Annotated in this window: 14 protein-coding genes and 1 pseudogene; 5 read left to right on the top strand and 10 right to left on the bottom strand. The window is 70.1% G+C overall.

All coding sequences use genetic code 11. The features are described from left to right. The first annotated feature begins 263 nt into the window (after window positions 1–263). From ACIBSV_RS46150 to ACIBSV_RS46140, 3 genes are all read left to right on the top strand, one after another. Window positions 264–734: a hypothetical protein gene (locus tag ACIBSV_RS46150; RefSeq protein WP_395873537.1), complete on the top strand. Its 471-nt coding sequence runs from the start codon at window positions 264–266 to the stop codon at window positions 732–734. A gap of 379 nt (window positions 735–1,113) precedes the next feature. Next, window positions 1,114–2,856: a PhoX family protein gene (locus ACIBSV_RS46145; protein ID WP_395873536.1), complete on the top strand. Its 1,743-nt coding sequence runs from the start codon at window positions 1,114–1,116 to the stop codon at window positions 2,854–2,856. A 40-nt stretch (window positions 2,857–2,896) separates the two neighbouring features. Beyond that, window positions 2,897–4,690, top strand: a complete 1,794-nt coding sequence (locus ACIBSV_RS46140; protein ID WP_395873535.1) for an N-acetylmuramoyl-L-alanine amidase — start codon at window positions 2,897–2,899, stop codon at window positions 4,688–4,690. Window positions 4,691–4,795: 105 nt separating this feature from the next. Here ACIBSV_RS46140 and ACIBSV_RS46135 read toward each other — a convergent pair whose 3' ends face one another. The 3 genes from ACIBSV_RS46135 to ACIBSV_RS46125 form a co-directional block, all read right to left on the bottom strand. Further along, on the bottom strand, window positions 4,796–5,065 hold the full coding sequence (locus tag ACIBSV_RS46135; protein ID WP_395873534.1) for a hypothetical protein: 270 nt from the start codon (window positions 5,063–5,065) through the stop codon (window positions 4,796–4,798). 785 nt (window positions 5,066–5,850) lie between these two features. Beyond that, window positions 5,851–6,270: a PIN domain nuclease gene (locus tag ACIBSV_RS46130; protein WP_395873546.1), complete on the bottom strand. Its 420-nt coding sequence runs from the start codon at window positions 6,268–6,270 to the stop codon at window positions 5,851–5,853. Between the two features lie 2 nt (window positions 6,271–6,272). Next, window positions 6,273–6,479 (bottom strand): type II toxin-antitoxin system VapB family antitoxin, encoded by a 207-nt coding sequence (locus ACIBSV_RS46125; protein ID WP_395873533.1) that lies wholly within the window; start codon window positions 6,477–6,479, stop codon window positions 6,273–6,275. Window positions 6,480–6,885: 406 nt separating this feature from the next. On the opposite strand from ACIBSV_RS46125, the gene ACIBSV_RS46120 reads away from it, so the two are divergent. Beyond that, window positions 6,886–7,512, top strand: coding sequence for a hypothetical protein (locus ACIBSV_RS46120; RefSeq protein ID WP_395873532.1), 627 nt, complete (start codon window positions 6,886–6,888; stop codon window positions 7,510–7,512). Window positions 7,513–8,650: 1,138 nt separating this feature from the next. Here ACIBSV_RS46120 and ACIBSV_RS46115 read toward each other — a convergent pair. From ACIBSV_RS46115 to ACIBSV_RS46095, 5 genes are all read right to left on the bottom strand, one after another. Then, entirely contained in the window at window positions 8,651–9,148 is a 498-nt protein-coding gene (locus tag ACIBSV_RS46115; RefSeq protein ID WP_395873531.1) for a hypothetical protein, read from the bottom strand. Between the two features lie 279 nt (window positions 9,149–9,427). Next, complete coding sequence (locus ACIBSV_RS46110) at window positions 9,428–10,900, bottom strand: ATP-binding protein (protein WP_395873530.1); 1,473 nt, start codon at window positions 10,898–10,900, stop codon at window positions 9,428–9,430. Window positions 10,901–11,310: 410 nt separating this feature from the next. Beyond that, on the bottom strand, window positions 11,311–11,439 hold the full coding sequence (locus ACIBSV_RS46105; protein WP_395873529.1) for a hypothetical protein: 129 nt from the start codon (window positions 11,437–11,439) through the stop codon (window positions 11,311–11,313). Beyond that, complete coding sequence (locus ACIBSV_RS46100) at window positions 11,432–12,049, bottom strand: hypothetical protein (protein ID WP_395873528.1); 618 nt, start codon at window positions 12,047–12,049, stop codon at window positions 11,432–11,434. Before ACIBSV_RS46100 ends, ACIBSV_RS46105 begins: the two co-directional genes overlap by 8 nt. Then, window positions 12,039–12,689: a TetR/AcrR family transcriptional regulator gene (locus ACIBSV_RS46095; RefSeq protein ID WP_395873527.1), complete on the bottom strand. Its 651-nt coding sequence runs from the start codon at window positions 12,687–12,689 to the stop codon at window positions 12,039–12,041. The genes ACIBSV_RS46100 and ACIBSV_RS46095 overlap by 11 nt, the downstream gene beginning before the upstream one ends. 147 nt (window positions 12,690–12,836) lie before the next feature. Between ACIBSV_RS46095 and ACIBSV_RS46090 the strand changes: the two genes are divergently transcribed. Continuing rightward, on the top strand, window positions 12,837–13,643 hold the full coding sequence (locus ACIBSV_RS46090; protein WP_395873526.1) for a helicase associated domain-containing protein: 807 nt from the start codon (window positions 12,837–12,839) through the stop codon (window positions 13,641–13,643). A gap of 45 nt (window positions 13,644–13,688) precedes the next feature. On the opposite strand, the pseudogene ACIBSV_RS46085 reads toward ACIBSV_RS46090, so the two are convergent. Next, window positions 13,689–14,279 (bottom strand): annotated as a pseudogene (locus ACIBSV_RS46085) (transposase); the annotation flags it as partial. Window positions 14,280–14,638: 359 nt separating this feature from the next. After that, window positions 14,639–17,146 carry a hypothetical protein gene (locus tag ACIBSV_RS46080; protein WP_395873525.1) on the bottom strand — a complete coding sequence of 836 codons (2,508 nt, stop codon included), beginning with the start codon at window positions 17,144–17,146 and terminating at the stop codon, window positions 14,639–14,641. Between the last annotated feature and the right edge of the window lie 980 nt (window positions 17,147–18,126).

Genomic DNA, 18,126 nt, shown 5'->3' with positions numbered 1-18,126 from the left:
GCATCGACCTTCCGAACCGCATATCGACCACGCGTCGACTGTGTACCGGCTCCTTACCGGGCTTCGTACAAGTCACCCGCAGGAAGTCACCGCAGCTGACCGCCGCCTTGGAAGAGGCGTCTCGCGTGGCGAGCCACCATGGGATGCCTCGGCTGTACCGACCGGGAATCACCGCGTGACTCCGCAAAGCCGGTTTCCACGGCCTGATGAGTCCGGCTCGATGTGTATGGCTGGAGAATTGCGAAGAATGAGACGGGGAATCCATGAAGATTCGTTCCATCCTGACGACACTCGCAGCCGCCGGGATACTGGTGTTGGCGACCACGACCAATGCTCAGGCCGCGGACGGGAAGCAATTGGCCACCGATTCCGTCGGCCCCAGTGACAGTCAAACTTGGTACTGCACGTCCGGGAGCGCAAACGGCCAGGGCTGCTTTGCGCCTCTGGGAGAGTGGTTCAGGATCAAGGACACCTGGGCCGACACTTATCCGGTCGTGATTCAGTGGCGATTCTTCGATGACGAGGTGAGCCCGACCGGAGCGATAGTGCGGCAGGGCACGATCTGGAACACCGCCGGTCAGGCTGCGGGCTGGCGGTACGTCAACAAGTCGTTCCCTGAGAACCAGCCCGGGGTGACTCTCAAGTCGGTGAGCTTCCGTGCCTGCTCCGGGAATTACCCCTCGGACAGCGTTTCCGAAGGAACTTGCTCCGACTGGAGGAGCATCGGCACCTGACACCCGGAATATATATCGGCCCTGATGCTCGGAATTCGGTGGCCCGTGTGGCGACCGCACGGGCCACCGTTGCTCCCGGCTCCCGGCAATGGCACGCGCTCGCCGATGCTCATTCGGCTCGGGCGACCCGGTATTCCCATCAGCCCCGAGCCAATCGCCGTTCGCCGATACCTCCCAGCGGTCGGGGATCCGTGGTGAGAGTGACCATCCACAGCCCTTCGGATCCGCGGCCACACAAGAATCATTGATTTCGCCCCTCGGGCACACCATCCGTCCTGCCACGGTGCTCCACCCTGCTGCGGGACACGCGCCACAGCACGACCTTCGAGTTCGGCAGATGATCGCCAGCGATCGACAGCTCAGTTGAGCGAGGTGACCTGTGTCAGCAGAGTTCGCATCCGGATCTCGTCCGGCCCCCACCCGCCGGACGCTCGTCGTCGGCGCGATCGCCTCGGCGGCTTGGATTCACACGGCCGCTCCCTCCGTTGCCGTACCCCAAGCCGCCGGTTCGGCGGGGACCGTCCCGTCCCCGGCCGACAGCCCCGACGCCGTGGTGGTCGATCCGCGGTACACGGCCGAGGCCATCGCCCCGTGGGGCGCAGCGATACCAGCCGGCAACCAGTCTCGTCCCGAGCGTGTCGGCACACACCACAGTGGCCTGCACTTCCAGCCCACCGGAATGGGTCGCGACGGTGAAGAGCGGGGATTGTTGATGATCGGTCACGAGTACGTCGGCGGCGTCGAGACGGCGCTGGGCCGGAGTGGACGGCCGCTGATCAAGGCCGACTTGGAGGAGATGCTTGCGGCCGTGGGTGTCACGATCGTCGCCGTTCGCAAGGATGGTGACGGTTCACGCACGACGACGGCACCGGCCAATCGGCGGATTACCGGGGTCACGCCCACAGCGTTCTCCGGGCCGGTGGGCAGCGACCGACCCGAGTTGCGCACTTCTCTGCCGGCGATGGGGGTTCTGGCGGCAAGTTTCCATGGAGCGACGCCCTGGGGCACCGTCCTGGCGTGTGAGGAGAACTTCAACCGGTTCTTCGGGACGGACGATCCGGCCTGGAGCCCCGACGAGAACGAGCGCCGCTACGGCCTGGACGCCTTCGGGTACGGCCATTGCTGGCACCGGGCGGACGACCGGTTCGACGTGTCGGCCAGCCCACGCGAGCCGAACCGCTACGGCTGGGTCGTCGAGATCGACCCGGCCGATGAGAAATCCCTCCCCGTCAAGAGGACCGCCCTGGGACGGTTCGGTCACGCGGGCGCGACCGTCACCGAAGCGCACGGTCGCGTCGTCGCCTACAGCGGAGACGACGAGGACGGCGGCTATCTGTACAAGTTCGTCGGGGATCGCCCCTGGCGGACACATGTCCGCAGCGGTCGAAGTCCCCTGGACCACGGAACCCTGCTGGTGGCCAGATTCGACGAGGACGGCTCGGGCCACTGGCTGCCGTTGATTCACGGTAGCGGTCCGCTCATTCGCCGCAACGGTTGGCGAGACCAGGCAGATGTACTGCTGCGCACTCGACAGGCCGCCGACGCCGTCCGGGCGACCCCGTTGGGCCGGCCCCAGCAGGTCGCGCTCCACCCCCGACTGGGAGACGGATTCCTCGCGCTGGCCGACGTTGCCTCGGTCAAGGGGTGCCACGCCTCGTCGTGCGCAACTCCCGCCATGGCTTTGGGCCCCGGCGCGGACACCGGGCGCATCCTGCAATGGCACGAGATCGGAAGCGATCCTGCCGTGCGGTCGTTCCGATGGCGATTCGCAGCGATGGGTGACGACGGTCGCGGGCGAGCCGGGGTTCCCGCCGCGACGCTCGGTTCACCTCGAGGGCTGCGGTTCGACCGGGTCGGACGGCTGTGGATCACCACGGGCGGTGTCTTCGGTGGCCACGAGGACTCGGCAGCCAGCGCCCTGTTGGCTGCTGATCCGGAGTCGGGCACGGTCGTTCGTGTGGCCACCGCGCCCCACGGGGCTCGTTTCAACGGGGTCTCGGGCAATCCGGACGGCCGCACCGTCTTTGTCAACGTTCGACACGCCGACCGACCGGACTCCCGCGAGCGCTCGGCCACCATCGCGGTCAGCCGCCGTGACGGCGCGGTGATTTCCCCGATATGACCTTTGTTCGATCGACCACCGGTACCCGGAGGTGCTGCGCGTGATCTACATCGTTCCGCGATCGGCCTGGGGCGCTCAACCACCGAAGGTTCCCATCACCGGGACGTGGAAGCCCTGGCTCGGCGGGGTGGTCATCCACCACCACGGCCCCGGTTCCGGCTTTCCGAAGACCAACCACCAGGAGTGCTATCGCCAGGTCTGGGACATCCAGGACCGGGCGATAAACGTGTCCCTCTTCGAGGAGTGGGTGCTGGACAGGGACGTCTTCGACGATATTCCCTACAACTATCTGGTATGTCAGCATGGATGGGTCTTCGAGGGACGCGGCGCCAAGACGCGATCGGGGGCCAACGGCACGGCGACGCCCGGCGCGAATCAGGACTATTTCGCCGTGATGGGGATGATCGAGTCCGGCGACACCCCGTCCTCGGCGATGCTGACATCGATCCGCGAGCTGATTGCCCAACTGCGCTTGGAGGAGAGCGCCGGGCCACTGATAAAGGGACACCGGGACCTGAAGTCGTCCGCCGAATGCCCCAAGAACCTCTATCCCTACGTCCTTGACGGAACCCTCGAACCGGGCACGCGGCCACAGCCTCCGGTCGTCACCGTCGGGATCCAACCTCGCAGCCAGTGGGGGGCCCGACCGCCCCGGGCGGTCAACCGGGTGCCGCTGTCGGCCCGTACCGGCTTCACCATCCACTATTCGGCGGCCCCACCCACCCAGACACCCCGGCAAATCCAGAACTACCACATGGATTCCCACGGTTGGGACGACATCGGATACAACTTCCTGATCGACCGCGACGGACGTATCTACGAAGGGCGCGGCTGGACCGCCGAAGGCGCCCATGCCACCGGACACAACACGACCCACCTCGGGGTGTGTTTCATCGGTCGTGACGGCGAGGCCACCACCAAGACCCTGCAAGCCTTTCGGGCGCTGTACCTCTACGCCAACCGACTGACCGAGAAAACCCTCGCCAAGACCTGGCACAGCGGGTTGCCCGGCCAGTCGACCTCCTGCCCCGGTTCGTCGTTGCGGGCATGGGTGCAGGGCGGCATGGTCGGGGACGACGTCCCGATCACCGACGGCTCCGGCGACGGTTCGAGCGGCGGGATGGCGTCGGTTCGGTCGGTGGCCTCCCAGCAGCGGGCGGTGAATGAGATGGGTTACTCGCCCGCCCTGGTCGCCGATGGGATCTGGGGTCCCAAGACAGACGCCGGCGTGCGATGGCTGCAACAGCGAGTGGGCGTCACCGCCGACGGGCTCTGGGGACCGAACACCGAAACCGCGTACGCCGCGGCCACCGGGGGCGGTGGTTCGGGCGGCGGAATGACCTCGGTACGCTCCGTGGCATTCCAGCAGAACGCGGTCAACGCCCTGGGGTACTCGCCGAAACTGCATGTGGACGGCATCTGGGGTCCGGCCACCAACGCCGGGGTGCGCTGGCTCCAGAGCAAGGTCGGCGTCGCGGCTGACGGGCTCTGGGGCCCCGGCACCGACGCGGCCCACAACGCGTATCTGGACGAGGGCGCGCTTCTCGTGGTCGACGGCGACTTCGGTCCGACGACGATCGCCGCCATCCAGCGAGTAATCGGCGTTACCGCAGACGGTCAGTGGGGACCGGCGTCGATCCGAGCCCTGCAGAACCACCTGAACAACTGGAGCGGAGCCGGCCTCACGGTCGATGGCGCGATGGGCCCTGCCACGATCCGTTCCCTTCAACAGCACTTGAACAAGATGACCGGGGCCGGCCTGACGGTCGACGGCCTCTGGGGGCCGGGAACGATCCGATCGCTCCAGAACGCGCTCAATCTCGCCAAGTTCTGAGTCGAAGAGACCGGTGGGGACACCACATGCGATCCGCGGCCCTCGACGTCCGTGGTCCGGGTCGTGCCGTCGGGTGGCCGGGTTGGTGCGGGCCACCGGTTTCTTTCATGCCGGTTGGGCGTTGTCGGCCGTCGCGGGGTCGGGGTCGGGTCGTGACAGGGGGCGGGCGGCCCGGGCGGTGGCGAGGCCGGCGAGGAGGCCCAAGGGGAGTGCCGAGATCCATACCAGGGCGAGTGTGGTGATGCGGGCGAGGGCGAGTCCGGAGGTGGGGCCGATCGCGGTGCCGATGTCCTGCGTGGTGGACAGGGCCGCCTGGTAGGTGGCGCTGCGTCCCGGTGGGGCGTGGCGGGTGATGAAGGCCGAGGCGGACGCCACATGGCGCGGCGCTGGCAGGGGCGGCTGGGCCGGCTCACCGCGGGCAACCCCGCCCTGACCGTGGACCCGGACGCCGACACGAACCCCACGTCGGATTCCGCCGGCCACGGGCCCGGTGTTCGACGACTTCCCGCCGCGCCCGTCACCCTGCGCCGGCTCCTGCCGGCCGAACCCGGGCGCAGCCCGACGACGACGTACCCGGAGACGGCACGGCCGCCGCCACCGGGTGCGAAACTCGCGCGTGGCTCCTTTCAAACCAGCCGGGGCGGAGCAAGCGGGAGGTGCAGCCCGGCCGGCATCCTCGGCGGGCGGTGTGTGGTCGATCAGTCCTCCCGGATCGGCCGCTGGTACACGCCGGTCGGGCGCTCCAGCGTGATCGTGACGTGCGTGTCCGGTACCGGGCCGCGGTCGTCGGGGTGGCGGAGCGGTTGTGGCGCGACAGTGGTGCCGGGCGGCCTCGGACGTTGCCCGCGGACGGGGCGTTCTGCCGCGAACTGGGGGGGTCGGGCGGCCGTGGCTGGGGCCGGTGATCGCCGTCGACTACGGCGGGGCCTTGTTCGCGTGGATGGGCGCCGTCATCCGCAGGCGCCGCGCCGTCGCGGGTGCGGATCCGGGTCCGGGTTCGGGTGGGTGAACGATCCGTGGCGGGTGCGGCAGGAGGACCGGCCGGCGACCACGGCCGGGTGGGGCAACCTGTGGGCGGCGTGCACGCGCCCATGGGCGTCTCGACGCGGCGCCGTCGGTGAACCGTCCTGCGATGAGGCATGTGCGCGGAGCGCTCGCTGTCAGTCTGCTGTTCCGGCGGGGGCGACCCATGGGGTGGGCTGGCCGGTGACGGCGGCGATCATGTCGTAGTCGCCGTCGTAGTGCAGGACCACCACGCCGTGGCGCTCCGCAGTGGCGGCGATGAGCAGGTCGGCCATGGACAGCGCCCGGTGGAAGCCCTTGCCCACCGTCAGGCGCTGGACGTCCTTGGCGCGGTCCCATACCTCGTCCGGGCAGGGAAGTTGGTCGAAGCCGGTGAGCAGGCGGTGCAGAGGGTCGGCCTCGTCGGCGTGGCGGGCGCTGTGCAGGACTTCCGTCTCCACCGCCCCGGTGACCGCGAGGAGTCCGCGGTCGGAGAGGTCGTCCAGGACGGGGCGCACGGCGGGTTTGCCCCAGCGGGCGAGCGCGGACTTGTCGATCAGGTAACGCTGCCGGTTCACGGTCACGAGACGTCGTGTGGGGCGGAGCGGTCCTCGTCGAGGAGGTCGAACTCGCCGGAGGCGATCGCGTCCGCCAACTCCCGGCGCCGGGCCGGTTTGACGGCGGCGAGCAGCGCCGCGTTCACCGTGGCGACCTTGGTGCTCGTCCCGGGATGTTCCTGGGCCTCGGCGAGCAACGCGTCCTCGAGGTCGATGAGCGTGCGGGACATGAAGGCCCTCCTCCTGGATGAGAAATTACCCTATGACATCAAACTTGCGCGGATTTGATATCAAGGTTGATCTCTGTGAGGTCGAGCAATTCGGGGGGTGGGAACCGGTATCGGCGGTGGGTCCGGGGTGTGGTCGACATCACGCGGCGGCATGTGTCCTTGGGTCGAACGTGATGCGCGACAGGTTGATGGTCCTCGACGGTGGTCGGTCTCGCCGACGGGATGGCCCGGCCGGTGACGGCGGGTTGTCGGACGCGGCTGATGGAATCCGGGCGTGATGCATTGGTCGCAACTTCATTGGCTGTACCCCCCGGGTGACGCCCCGGCGCTGTTCACGAGTCCGATTTCGGGTCCTCGCGAGCGGGCATGGCGAAAGGTCGAGGATGAGTTGTGCCTGCAGGAGGGCGTGGAGCCGCAGAGTTTCGCCGGGGTCCCGCTGTTGTGGGTGATGGCGACCGGTGGATGCGCGGTGGATCGCGACGCCGCATTGTCGGTCGCGGGCCGGCTCGTGTGGGAAGGCGGCCTCGACGAGGAGAACGTCCGCGCGAGGGAGGCGCATGCCGACCTGATCACGGAGTTGGCGGTCCTGGCGGATCGGCACCTGGGCGACCATGCCCGCGACGCCCGCTATATGAGCGCGCTTCGGGAGATGCTGGCGCTCGAGGGTCACCTCGCGTGGGTCTGGGCTCTGGACGATCCTACCGACGCCTTCCTGGGCGCCGACTGTCCGCGCTGTGGCGTGGAGGTGACGATCGCCGTGGGTGAGCACGGGGACTATTCCGCGATCCGTCACTGGCACCGTGGTGATATCGACCGCCGCCCGCTGCGGCCGGCCGAGCGCGCCGGGATGTCTCCCCTGGGTCTGCGTTTGACGGACATCGCGATCCGCGACGGCCGGACGGCGTTGTCTCGCAGCTTGCCGTACATGTTCGGGCAAGCCGAATGCCCATGCTGCGGGGAGGCATTCGCCATCGCCCCTGCGTTCGAAATTCGTGTCCGTGCTCGCAGCGGCCCGCAGTTGCCGGGCACGTGATCCCCGGATATCGGTCGCGCAAACGTGATCTCCACCGGCCCGGCGGCGGCGGGGTGCCACGGCAGGAGTACGAGCCGGGTCGGTGGACACCGGCCGAGCGGGAACGGGCCACGGCCGAGGAGTTGACGGCGCTGGGGTTCGGGCGGGTGTCGCGGACGACGGTGCAGCGCATGCGCGGCCGGTATCGGCGGCGGGGATTGTGGGGCCTGGTCGATCACCGCAACGACGCGTGCTTCCGGCGGGGTGGGGCGGGCACCGACGAGCGGGGTGGTGGCCGCGATCACGGACGTGGTCTTTGGGCAGCGGGGGCGTTCCAAGGGGACCGTCAAGGGCTTGATGCCGTTGGTCGCGCAACTCCTCGAGGATCGGTACGGCGATGCGGTGCCGATGCCTGCGCGGGCCACCTTCAGTCGGCTCGTCGATCGACTCGCCCGTCCCGCCGACCGTCCGGGGCGGCCCGTCCGCAATCCCCCGATCACCGAGGACGGACGTGGGTTGACCACGACGGTGGCGCCTCGACCCGGGGAACAGGTCCGGATCGACACGACCCGTCTCGATGTCCTGGCCCTGTTCGAGGACGGCACGGTGGGGCGGCCCGAACGCAACCATCGCCGTCGACGTCGCCACCCGGGCCATCCTGGCTGCGGTGCTGTGCCCGGGCGGGACCCGGGCGGTGGACGCGGCGCTGTTGCTCGCGGAGATGGCGGTGCCGCACCAGGCCCGGCCCACGTGGCCCGACGCGCCGCGCTTCGCCCATACCCGGCTGCTCTCGCGCGATCGGCCGATGACGTTGGACGAACGCCTTGACGGCGCGGCGGCGCGGCCGGACGTGGTTCCGGAGACGATCGTCGTGGACCGGGGGAAGGTCTTCCTGTCGGGGGCGTTCACCGCCGCGTGCGAGACGCTCGGGATCGGCGTGCAGCCCGCTCCGCCGTACGCGCCGACGGCGAAGGGCATCGTCGAGCGCACCTTCGGGTCCATCAACTCCCTGTTCCGCCAACACCTTCCCGGGTACACCGGCTCCGACGCCGGCCGACGCGGCACAGACGCCGAGGATGAGGCGTGTTTCAGCGTCGCCCGCTTGCAGGACCTGCTCGACGAATGGCTCGTGCACCGGCACCACCGCCCCCACGAAGGACTACGCCATCCGGTGATGCCCGGGGTCGCGTCGACGCCGAACCGGATGTGGGCCGCCCTGGTCGCGGCGTGCGGATACGTGCCGGTACCGCTGAGCCGCGGCGACCACCTCGAGTTGCTGCCGGTGCGATGGCAGGCCGCCGGCGAACGCGGGATCCGCATCGACCACCGCACCTACGACCACGAGATCCTGGGCCCGCTTCGCGGGCAGTCCTCCGGCGTCGCCGCCCGAGGCGGGAAGTGGGAGGTCCACCACAACCCGCACGACGGCCGCCAGGTGCGGATCCGCCTGCCCGACGGCGAGTCGACCGAGATCCCGTGGATCCACCGCGACCACGCCCACCACCCGTTCGACGAACGCACCCGGCAATACGTGCGTGCCACCGTCATCCCCCACACCGACGCCGACATCCACGAGGCGAACCTCGCGGAAGCCTTCGACCGGCTCATGCGCCGTGCCCGCGCCGGAGGGGCCACCCGCACCGAACAACGCCTCCATGGCGGAGCGGTTGTGGCGCGGCGGCGGTGCCGGGTGGCCTCGGACGTTGCCGGGGGACGGGGCGTTTTGCCGCGAGCTTGGGGAGCGGGTTGGGCGGTGGTGGTTGGGGCCGGTTGTCGCGGTCGACTACGGCGGGCCTTTGATCGTGTGGATGGGCGCCGTCGTCCGCCGACGGCGTGGGGGCGCGGGTGGGGGTGTGGGGTTCGGGTGGGGGGACGATCCGTGGCGGGTGCGGCAGGAGGATCGGCGGGTGTCGGCACTTGTCGGGCCGGGTGGGTGTCATGTCCGTCCGTAGAGCGTGTGGAGGTCTACGAGGAGGATGTCGGGGTCGGCGTGGGCTGCGGCGCGGGCCTTGTCGTTGAAGCCGGCTCCGCTGAAGCAGACGAGTCGGGTGTGGGTGGTGTCGTAGCGTCCGGCATGGCCGATGAGGGTGCGGATGGCGCGGAGGCGTTCGATGTGGGCGATGCCGATGATGTCGTTCCACTTGGCCTCGCCGATGGCGAGCATGGGTGGTTTGGTTCCCTCGGCGATGCCGATGACGGCGACGTCGATCTCGTGGCCGGTGCGGGCTTTGGGGTCGTGGACGGTGCCGTGGCCGACTCGGGCGGGCAGGCCTCCGAGGAGGTCGGGGTCGGCGTGGTGCAGGGCCCAGTCCCGGCAGACCTGTTCGAAGTGGGGGCCCAGGACGTTGCCGGCGAAGCGGCGGCGGCTGGCCTGCCAGACCCGGGGGGCGCTGCCGGGGCGCTCCAGTTGGTCCCAGACCGGTCGCATGATGGCGTGGTGGAAGCGGATGAGTGGTTCGGCGATGCGGTAGGTGGGTCGGTTGTCGCGGAAGACGTCGGCGTCGCGGTGGAGGAGTCCGGCGTCTTCGAGGACGTTGATGGGGTGTGCGATGTCGGTGGCTTTGCGTTCGAGGTAGCCGGCCATGCCGCCGCGGGTGGCGTTGCCGTCGGCGACGGCGGCGAGGACGGACAGGTACAGGGTGGTGTCGCGCAGGTCGGGTTCCTCGGCCAGGAGGTAGCGGGCCTCACGGAAGAGGGGTGTCTCGGGGTTGAGGACGGTGCGCACGACCCAGTCGTCGAAGTCGTCGGGGCCGGTGGGGCTGTCCCCGCGGGCGAACTCGCGGCGGTAGGCGGGGGTGCCTCCGACGACGGCGTTGACGCGGAGGGCGAGGTGGGGGTCGGTGATGTCCCAGAAGTCGGCGGCGAGGCGGTAGTCGAGGGGACGGACGAGCAGTTCCAGACCCGCGCGGCCGCGCAGGGGGGCGTTGCCGGACAGGAGTTTGCCCATGAAGGACAGGGCCGAGCCGCACAGCAGCAGTCGCGCGCGGGAGGCGGTGCGCTGATCGCGCAGGGGGCGGAACGCCTCCTGGATGATGGAGGGCAGCTCCGGATTGGCCTTGGCAAGGTAGGGAAACTCGTCGATCACGACGGGTACCGGCCGCTCCGTTCCGAGGGCGAGGAGCGCGTCGACCACCTCGAACCAATTCTCGAAGTGATGGGGGCTGGTCGGCCGGGTGTGGGCGGTGAGGCTCGCGCTGATCCGACGCAACGACTCCGCGTCGGCGGCCTCGGTGGCACCGAAGTAGAAACCCCCGGCGGCGCGGCAGGCGGCGTCGAGGAGGAACGTCTTGCCCTGGCGTCGCCGTCCGGAGACCACGCCGAGGCTGGCCCCGGATTGCTCGTCGGTGATGAATCGGGTGAGCGCGGACCATTCGTAGTCGCGATCGAACATCTCGGGGGGCTTGTCCATGGCGACCTTCACTTATAGAAGTACAGTTCCATAAACCATACCTCTATTCGCATGGAAGGCGTCACGGTCGAGGTCGATCCCGATCCGGGCTGCCGGGCACGTGGTGATCCGCACTCGCGGCCCGGCCACCCGCCGCCCGACACCCCCGCAGCGGCCGGGCCGGACGGGGTTGTCTCGGCGGCGCACACGACGGGCGTCCAGGTAGCGCAGGGTCCGGCCGAGGGCGCGCGGCCCGCAGCGCAGCCCGGTACGGGCCGCCCAGAGGGCGCGGGCGCCGGCGCTCGGGGTCGCGCCCGGCGGGGTGAGGACGGCCGTCGCGAGGGGTTGACCGTCCGCGCCCACGAGCGCGGCACGGCGTGCCCGGGCGAGGCGGGCGTGGGTGCGCAGGGTCGCCCGGAACCAGTGGGTGCCTACGGGGCCGAGCCGCCGCGGATCCAGGTGACGGCGGGCTCCCGGGCGAATGCGGCGGCCGGCAGGACGGCGCAGGCGACCGGGTCGGTGTCGGTTCGCCGGAATCCCTCGGCCCCGGCTTCAGGCATCCCGCGTCCGCTCCAGCGGCGCCTCGGGCACGAGGTGGCAGACGAGCAGCTTGAGGAAGAACAGCGGCGCGAACCAGGCCAGTGCCGCGGGCACCGACACCCAGAACAGGTTGACCAGGACGGCCGCCGTCACCAGGGCCATCGCCACCGGCCGCCTGACGTGCACGGGCGCGAACTCCACGACCGGTGCCCCGCCGAGCAGCAGCGCGGCGTTGGTCAGTATCCAGGCGAGGTCACCGGACAGGACGACCAGCCCCATCGCGGCGAGGTGGATCAGGTGCGCGGAGACGAACAGCAGCCGGGCGCGCCTGGCCCCGGGGTCGGCCCGGTGGTACCAACGCTTCGCGGCGTTGGTGGCGTTGGTCAGCACCCCGCCGATCAGGTCGAGCCCGGCCAGGACGACCACGACGAGCTGCGCGGTGGACCAGTGGTGTGCGGCCTCCGAGGTCCACAGGCCGGCCGCCAGGAGCGCGGCGCAGCCGAGGAAGCCGAGGGTCTCCACCACGGACTCGGAACGCGACTTGCCGGGGCCCATGAACCGCTCGAGGCGTCCCGCGAGGCCGGGCGGGGTGGCCGGTATCTCCCAGGAGATCCGCAGATCAGCGCGCATCGGTCGGGTCCTCTCCGGCACCTGCGGCGGGCGCACCGACCGCCCCGCCCCACAGGCCGTGCAGCAGGCTCCACAGTTGTGCCCAGGCCTCGTCTTCCGGGAGGTCCGCGGCTTCGGCCAGGGACTCGGTCGTCATGCGGGCCAAGGCCCAGGCATCGGCGGCCCGGACGACCGCCGCGGTCACCGACACCAGCAGCCCGTGGTCCACGTCGGTGCGGATCACCCCGAGCCGCTGCCCGTCGGTGACCAGGGCGCCGAACCAGTCGAGCCACCGGCCCCCGTCGGCGCGCCCGATGGCGGCATCGGCCAGGGCCAGGTCCTCGGGGTGGTCCCGCAGGTGGGCGGCGAGGGCGGCGGAGCCGGCGGCGAACCGGGACCGGAAGTCGGCCTCGTCACGGGCCGGGACCCAGGGGCCGATGGCGCCGAGCAATCGCTCGAACACCCCCTCGAGGACGACGGCGAGCAGGTCCTCACGGCCGTCGAAGTAGTGGTAGGCGGCGGTCTTGGAGACCCCCACGGCTTCGATGATCTTGTTGTAGGAGGCGCCCTCGGTGCCGTGCTCGGCGAAGTGTCGGCGCGCCACCCCCAGGATGAGCTCCCGGCGCTCGGGGGGCAGGCGATCGAATCGGGGAAGAGGCATGACCTCACGGTACCGCTGGGGTGTACCGACAGTACACCCCAGCGGTACACCTCTTCACGGGCCGGATCGGCCGACTCCCCGGCGAACCCGCCGATCCCCGCCGCGCGCACCGAAGCGGCGCTCGCGCCGTCGCGACGCGTCCTGGACATGCTCGCCACACCCGCTCCCAGCGGACCCAGGACCAGGGCGAGAGCGATCGACGTCGACGACGTCGAACGCCGAACGCCGAACGCCGACGACGGTGAGCACATTGAGGAACGGGACGACGTCGAGCCCGGTGACCGCGACGAACGCGATGACGCCGGCGTCGAGGAGCGGTTCCTGGTGCGGTTCATGACCGACCGCGACCCCACGCTCCTGCGCGACTTCACCAACCTGCGCGTCATCACCCCCGAACGCCGCGACTGGCGCCGCGGATACCACGCCGCCACACGCCGGCACACGGCCCACGGCCACTTGCGGGTGCCGCTGGAGAGCATCGACTACGACACCCAGACCGGGACCTCGTACCCGCTCGGGCAATGGATCGGGGACCAGCGGCGGGCCCGGGAGGCGGGGTCGATCACCCCGCACCGCGTCGAGCTGCTGGAGCGGTTGGGGATGGTGTGGAACACCGACGACACCGCGTTCGAGGACGGACTCGCCATAAGCCGCGCGTACTTCGCCGTCTACGGGCACCTGGCCGCGCCCAAACCCGCCGCGATCAACGGGTATCCCGTCGGGCAATTCCTCGCCAACTGCCGACGGCCGCTGGAGACACGCAAGAACCCCGAACGCTGGCGCGAACGCTGGCAACGCCTGGCCGAGATCGACCCCGACTGGAACCCCACCGGACGGCCGGATCCGGCGCAGCGGTGGTCGCTGGACTGGCAACGCATGCTCGCCGCCGTACGCCTGCACACCGAAGCCGGCGGCCACGTCGACGACCTGGTGCCCGGACACACGGGACTGTAAAATGTCCGGCTCTGTCCCGTAATCGGTGGTAACGCCTCGGGTTGATCACCGGAGCAGGATCCGTTGGCGCAGGAGCGGGAAGCCGGCGCGGCCGTGCATCTGCCTCATGATCTTCTTGGTGCGGGTGTTGACGCCTTCGGTGCGGCCGTTGTGGTACGGGAGGGTGAGGCTGGCGTCGATGGCGGCTCGGTCGAGCTCGAGGCCGTTCGCGAAGGAGTGCAGGTGGGGAAGGTCGACGGCGCGAACCTGGGTGATCCAGTCGGTGAGTTTGGCGTCGTTGCCCTCGGTCGGGGTCAGGAACTGGGCGAAAACGCCGACGAGGCGGGCGAGTTCGCTCATCTCGGGGCATGCGGCGGTGAGTTCCCGCGGGAGTTCGGCGTCCTTGGTGCGCAGGTTGTCGGGGCGGGTCAGAAGTAGCCGGGACAGACGCCGCGGGGTCGTGACGGGCTTGCCGCCCTCGGCGCGGCCCTGGGTGATGTACCGGTAGAGCAGATTCAAGCTGCCGGTGTAGCCCAACTCCCGGATCTCTCCGAACAGTTGCCTCACGGGAACGGCCGGGTCGGCGGCCCGGCGGGGGCGAAGGTGGTCGCGGTAGGGGTCGACGAGGGTAGGCCGGTACTGCGGTGCACGGCGCTCCAGCGTGGGTTGAGCGCGTCGACGTGCTTCCCGACCGCGAGGCCGCCACCCTGGAAGCCTGGCTGCGCAAGCATCCCGGCGTCGAGGTCGTGTGTCGGGACGGATCGCCCACCTACGCCGCGCCCGCCGCCTCAACCTCGCCCCGAACACCGTCAAGCGGTCTTGGACCTGTTGCCGGCGTTCCCCGGTGCCGGGCCGGGTCGGGTTCACGGTCGCCCAGCATGCGGTGTGGGAGCGGACCTCGGCCGGGGTCTTGTCACATCGGCAGCTGTGACCCTTCGTTGCCACCGATTACGGGACAGAGCCTAAATCCTGATACTCCCCTGTGAAATCACAGCGGCGTGGCTGCTGGTCCGGGGTCAGGACGTGGCTTTCGCCGCAGTGGTGATCAGCTCCGGCAGGGTGCCCTCGAAGTCGCGCGACAGGCGCAGCGCCACGACCCAGGCCTGTGGGTTGCCGTCGAGGTGTTCGCGGATGAGGTGTTCGAGGGTCGTGCGCGCGACGGGGTCCCGGTGTATCGGCTCCACCGGCAGGCCGATGACCGGGCGAGCATGGCGCAGGAGGTCGTCCGGGGTGATTGTGCCCTGATCCAGGGCGTCCTTCGCCCAGGCGTCGTCGGTGTGCAGTCTGCGGCGGGCCAGGCCTCGCAGCACCGCCGCGGGCGTTGGCGGGCGGGATTCGACGAAGGTGGTTTCGCGTGGGCCGGGACGCAGCGTTCGGGGGCAGCCGGGGAGTTCCGCGAGATCGGCGAGGATTTCGTGGTGCAACCGGCCGTGGGTGAACTCGGTCTCGACGGCAGCCCAGTCCCAGCGGTAGCCCTCGTTCAGCAGTTGGGGCAGTGAACGCGCGGTCGTGCTGTGCAGGCGCCGGGCGAGGCTCGTGGGTGAGTCGCAGTCGTGGACGTGTTCGCGCAACTTCTGCAGGGCGGCGTCCGGGTCGGGCTCCGCCCGCAGCGAGGTGATCAACTGCTTGGTGGTGTCCAGGGCCCAGTCGGGCAGCACGACCTGCTCGCGACCGCCGCGCTCCCATTGGCCCAGTGCCAGCTTCAATTGAAGGTGTCGGGTGTTCAGGCGCACACGTGCCAGTGCCGCCGCGATGAGCGCGGGGTCACCGGATCCCACGAAGGGGGCGAGCCATCGCCGGTCGACGAGCGTGTCGGGCGCGAGCAGTTCCGCGACCAGTGTCGGCGCGAGTTCGACGCGCGGGCGGTTCGCACCCGGGTGTCGTGGGACGCCTTGGACCAGGTCGAGGAGCAGGCGACCGTTCGCGTGGATCTGGTAGATCAGTCCCGCGTTTACGTCGGCATCGTCAAGGGCCGCCAGGGGTGCGACGGAGTCGGCCGGCAATCGGCGGTGACGGGCCGTCAGTGTGCGTTCGCGGCTCGGGGCGCCGGTGATCAGCTCGGGGAGTCGGGTGGGACGCCACCGGCCGTGCACGACGACGTCGTAGGCGGTGCGATCGTCCAAGTGTGGGAGCAACGCCTCCAGTGCGTCGTCGTCGGCGGCGTCGGTGAGCGCGACGAAGGCCGCGCGGCGCGCGTCGAGGCGTGGCGTCGCGGTGTGACCGGGCAGTTCTCCCGCGTGGGGCCACGGGGAGGATGGCCCCTGTGTCGTGCCCGCATGGTGCCGCGCCTCCTCCACCAGTTCCGACACCGTGCCACGGAATCGGTTCAGTCGGTCGGCGATCTCGCGCCAGACCGAGGGGTCGGTTCCCGGTCCGGTCCGGACGAGTTCGGCCAGGCGGGCGTGAAACGCCGTCCACACCAGGGAGGGCGACTCCCCTGCTCGGTGTGCGAGTTCGAGCGCGACCTTGGCAGGGCGCGCGTGATCGAACAGGTCGTCGCCGGACAAATCGTGCCCGAGGCAGCGCTCGACCAGGATCGTGAGTACCTTCGTCGTCACTCGTTTGGGCGGCAATTCGAGCAGAAGTGCGCCCGGAGGCGTCGTGGCGCTCACGCCCAGGAGCTCGGCGGGGCGAGGGTGGGTCATGCACAGCGCGGCCACCAACCGGGCCGGGCAGTCGGTGTGTTCGACGAGGGCACGGGCGGCCTCGGGACCGAACGGCAGCGCTTCGTGTGCCGCTCGAAGAGCGTCGCCGTCGATGTCCTCGCGGCGGCTCACGCTTCCCGCCGCGGCGTCGTACGTGTCCGCGTCGCGCAGTTCCGCGATGAGGCCTTGTGTGCCCTCGGCGTCGACGGCCGCGACGCGCAGGGCTTCGACGCCTGCGGGTGTGGCGATGGCCGCGTCGAGGAGATCGCGGACGTCGGCGTGGAGCGTGCCGGGCTCACGGAGGTCTTCGAGCGCCGTCCATAGGGCGTCGACACCGCCGTGGGTGTGCACGGACAGCAACGCTCGCAGTTGCTCGGCCCTGGTCAGGTCGGTGCCGCGCACACGCAGTACGTACTCCGGTACACCGGGAGACGGGCACACCACGGCCGACCTCAGGGAAGGGCTCTTGGCGTTCCCGAAGAGCCATTCGCATAGTCTCCTCCACGACGGTTCCCGCTCGGGCCGCAGATCCGCCGCGGCCAGGATTCGTCTGCGGTCACGTTGTGTCCACGTGGTGCCCGACAGCACGATGACGGCCACTCGCGGATCACCCGTCGCGGTCAACCGATCGCGCAGGTCCTGATCGGCTTCCACTGCCTTCGTGTTGTTCGCGAGCGCCTCGAGTCCAGGCGTCCAACCGGCATCGCACACGGCATGCACCAGGCTGGGTGGCGGATACTCCTGGACCAAGTGCTGCAGGAACAGCCCTGGTTCCCGTTCGAGGTTGTGGCGATGATCGGCCGCTCGACCGACGCCGATCAGCAGCGCGTTCGGTGACACCGCCCAATGCTTCGGCGCCTCGTCTAACGTGTACGTCATGTAGAGCCCCGTTTCGCCCAGTCGCTCGTTGCCCCCGTGTCAAGGAGGAACGCGGGCGACTGTAGCCATCCGGTGCGACAGTCGCGCGGTCGCCGCCGCGTCGGATCGGACGCACACCGGGAGCTTCCAGGCCTCACCGGGGTACGTACCTCGCCAGTGCTCCGCCAACGGTTCCGGGCCGGTGACCAGGCCAGGTCCGGTCGCCTGCGCACGAGCATTTCGATGGGCTGTCGGGAACTGCTCCCGCGACGATGCACTCACGCCCGACGAGCCGCCATCGCGAACTCCGTGACCGACCGGCCCTTCCATCCCACAGCGCGCGAGCGCCGGAGCACGAATCGGCGACGGCGATCCGGCCGCGGCCGCGCACCGTGGGCACGCGTAACGCTCGACGTTCAGGAAGTCCACCTGCTCGCGCAGCTTTTCATTCTCGCGCTCGGGCCGGCGGTCCCGCTTCCGTCACACCTTCGCCCGCACGCCCAAGCCCTCGGCCCGGCGGCTCGCCGAACCGGGCCGTGCCGGAGCACTGCGGCGCGACGCCTCCTGTGGCGGCCAAGCGTCAGGTGCGCTACCCCGTGCCGCCCCGTCATGCTCGCCCTGTCCGTACCGTATGGGCGCCGTGGCGCGGGCCCGGAGCCTTCTGGCTCGTCGCCGCGGCATGCGCGGCTGCGAGTGTGCTCAATCGGGCCGGTCACCCGAACCCGGATCAACTGGTCGGCTACCGACTGATCGGCTTCGTCCGGCTGCTGCCCACCCTCACCGTGCCCCTGCTCGTCGATCGTCGAACCTGGCAACACTCGCAGGCCCGGGCACGTGTGTGCGAAGCCGCCCCGCGTCAAGCTCGACCAGACGACTCCCCCCGGATCCCGGCGAATCCGGAGGATCGTGTCGAGTCCGACTCCGCGGCGGGTGGAACGACGGGCGCTTGGCTTCCTGAACCATGCGGCATGTCCCGCATGCGGCCATGGCCGGGAGGCAGG

The sequence above is a fragment of the Embleya sp. NPDC050154 genome (assembly GCF_044460165.1).
Classification (GTDB): Bacteria; Actinomycetota; Actinomycetes; order Streptomycetales; family Streptomycetaceae; genus Embleya.
This window is presented reverse-complemented; position numbering and strand designations above follow the sequence as displayed.

Coding starts and splice junctions, on each gene's coding strand:
- ACIBSV_RS46125 (WP_395873533.1), bottom strand. CDS start 6,479: ATGTCCCGCACGCTCATCGACCTCGAGGACGCGTTGCTCGCCGAGGCC.
- ACIBSV_RS46150 (WP_395873537.1), top strand. CDS start 264: ATGAAGATTCGTTCCATCCTGACGACACTCGCAGCCGCCGGGATACTG.
- ACIBSV_RS46080 (WP_395873525.1), bottom strand. CDS start 17,146: ATGACGTACACGTTAGACGAGGCGCCGAAGCATTGGGCGGTGTCACCG.
- ACIBSV_RS46095 (WP_395873527.1), bottom strand. CDS start 12,689: ATGCCTCTTCCCCGATTCGATCGCCTGCCCCCCGAGCGCCGGGAGCTC.
- ACIBSV_RS46105 (WP_395873529.1), bottom strand. CDS start 11,439: ATGCCTGAAGCCGGGGCCGAGGGATTCCGGCGAACCGACACCGACCCG.
- ACIBSV_RS46115 (WP_395873531.1), bottom strand. CDS start 9,148: ATGGAGGCGTTGTTCGGTGCGGGTGGCCCCTCCGGCGCGGGCACGGCG.
- ACIBSV_RS46110 (WP_395873530.1), bottom strand. CDS start 10,900: ATGGACAAGCCCCCCGAGATGTTCGATCGCGACTACGAATGGTCCGCG.
- ACIBSV_RS46100 (WP_395873528.1), bottom strand. CDS start 12,049: ATGCGCGCTGATCTGCGGATCTCCTGGGAGATACCGGCCACCCCGCCC.
- ACIBSV_RS46090 (WP_395873526.1), top strand. CDS start 12,837: ATGCTCGCCACACCCGCTCCCAGCGGACCCAGGACCAGGGCGAGAGCG.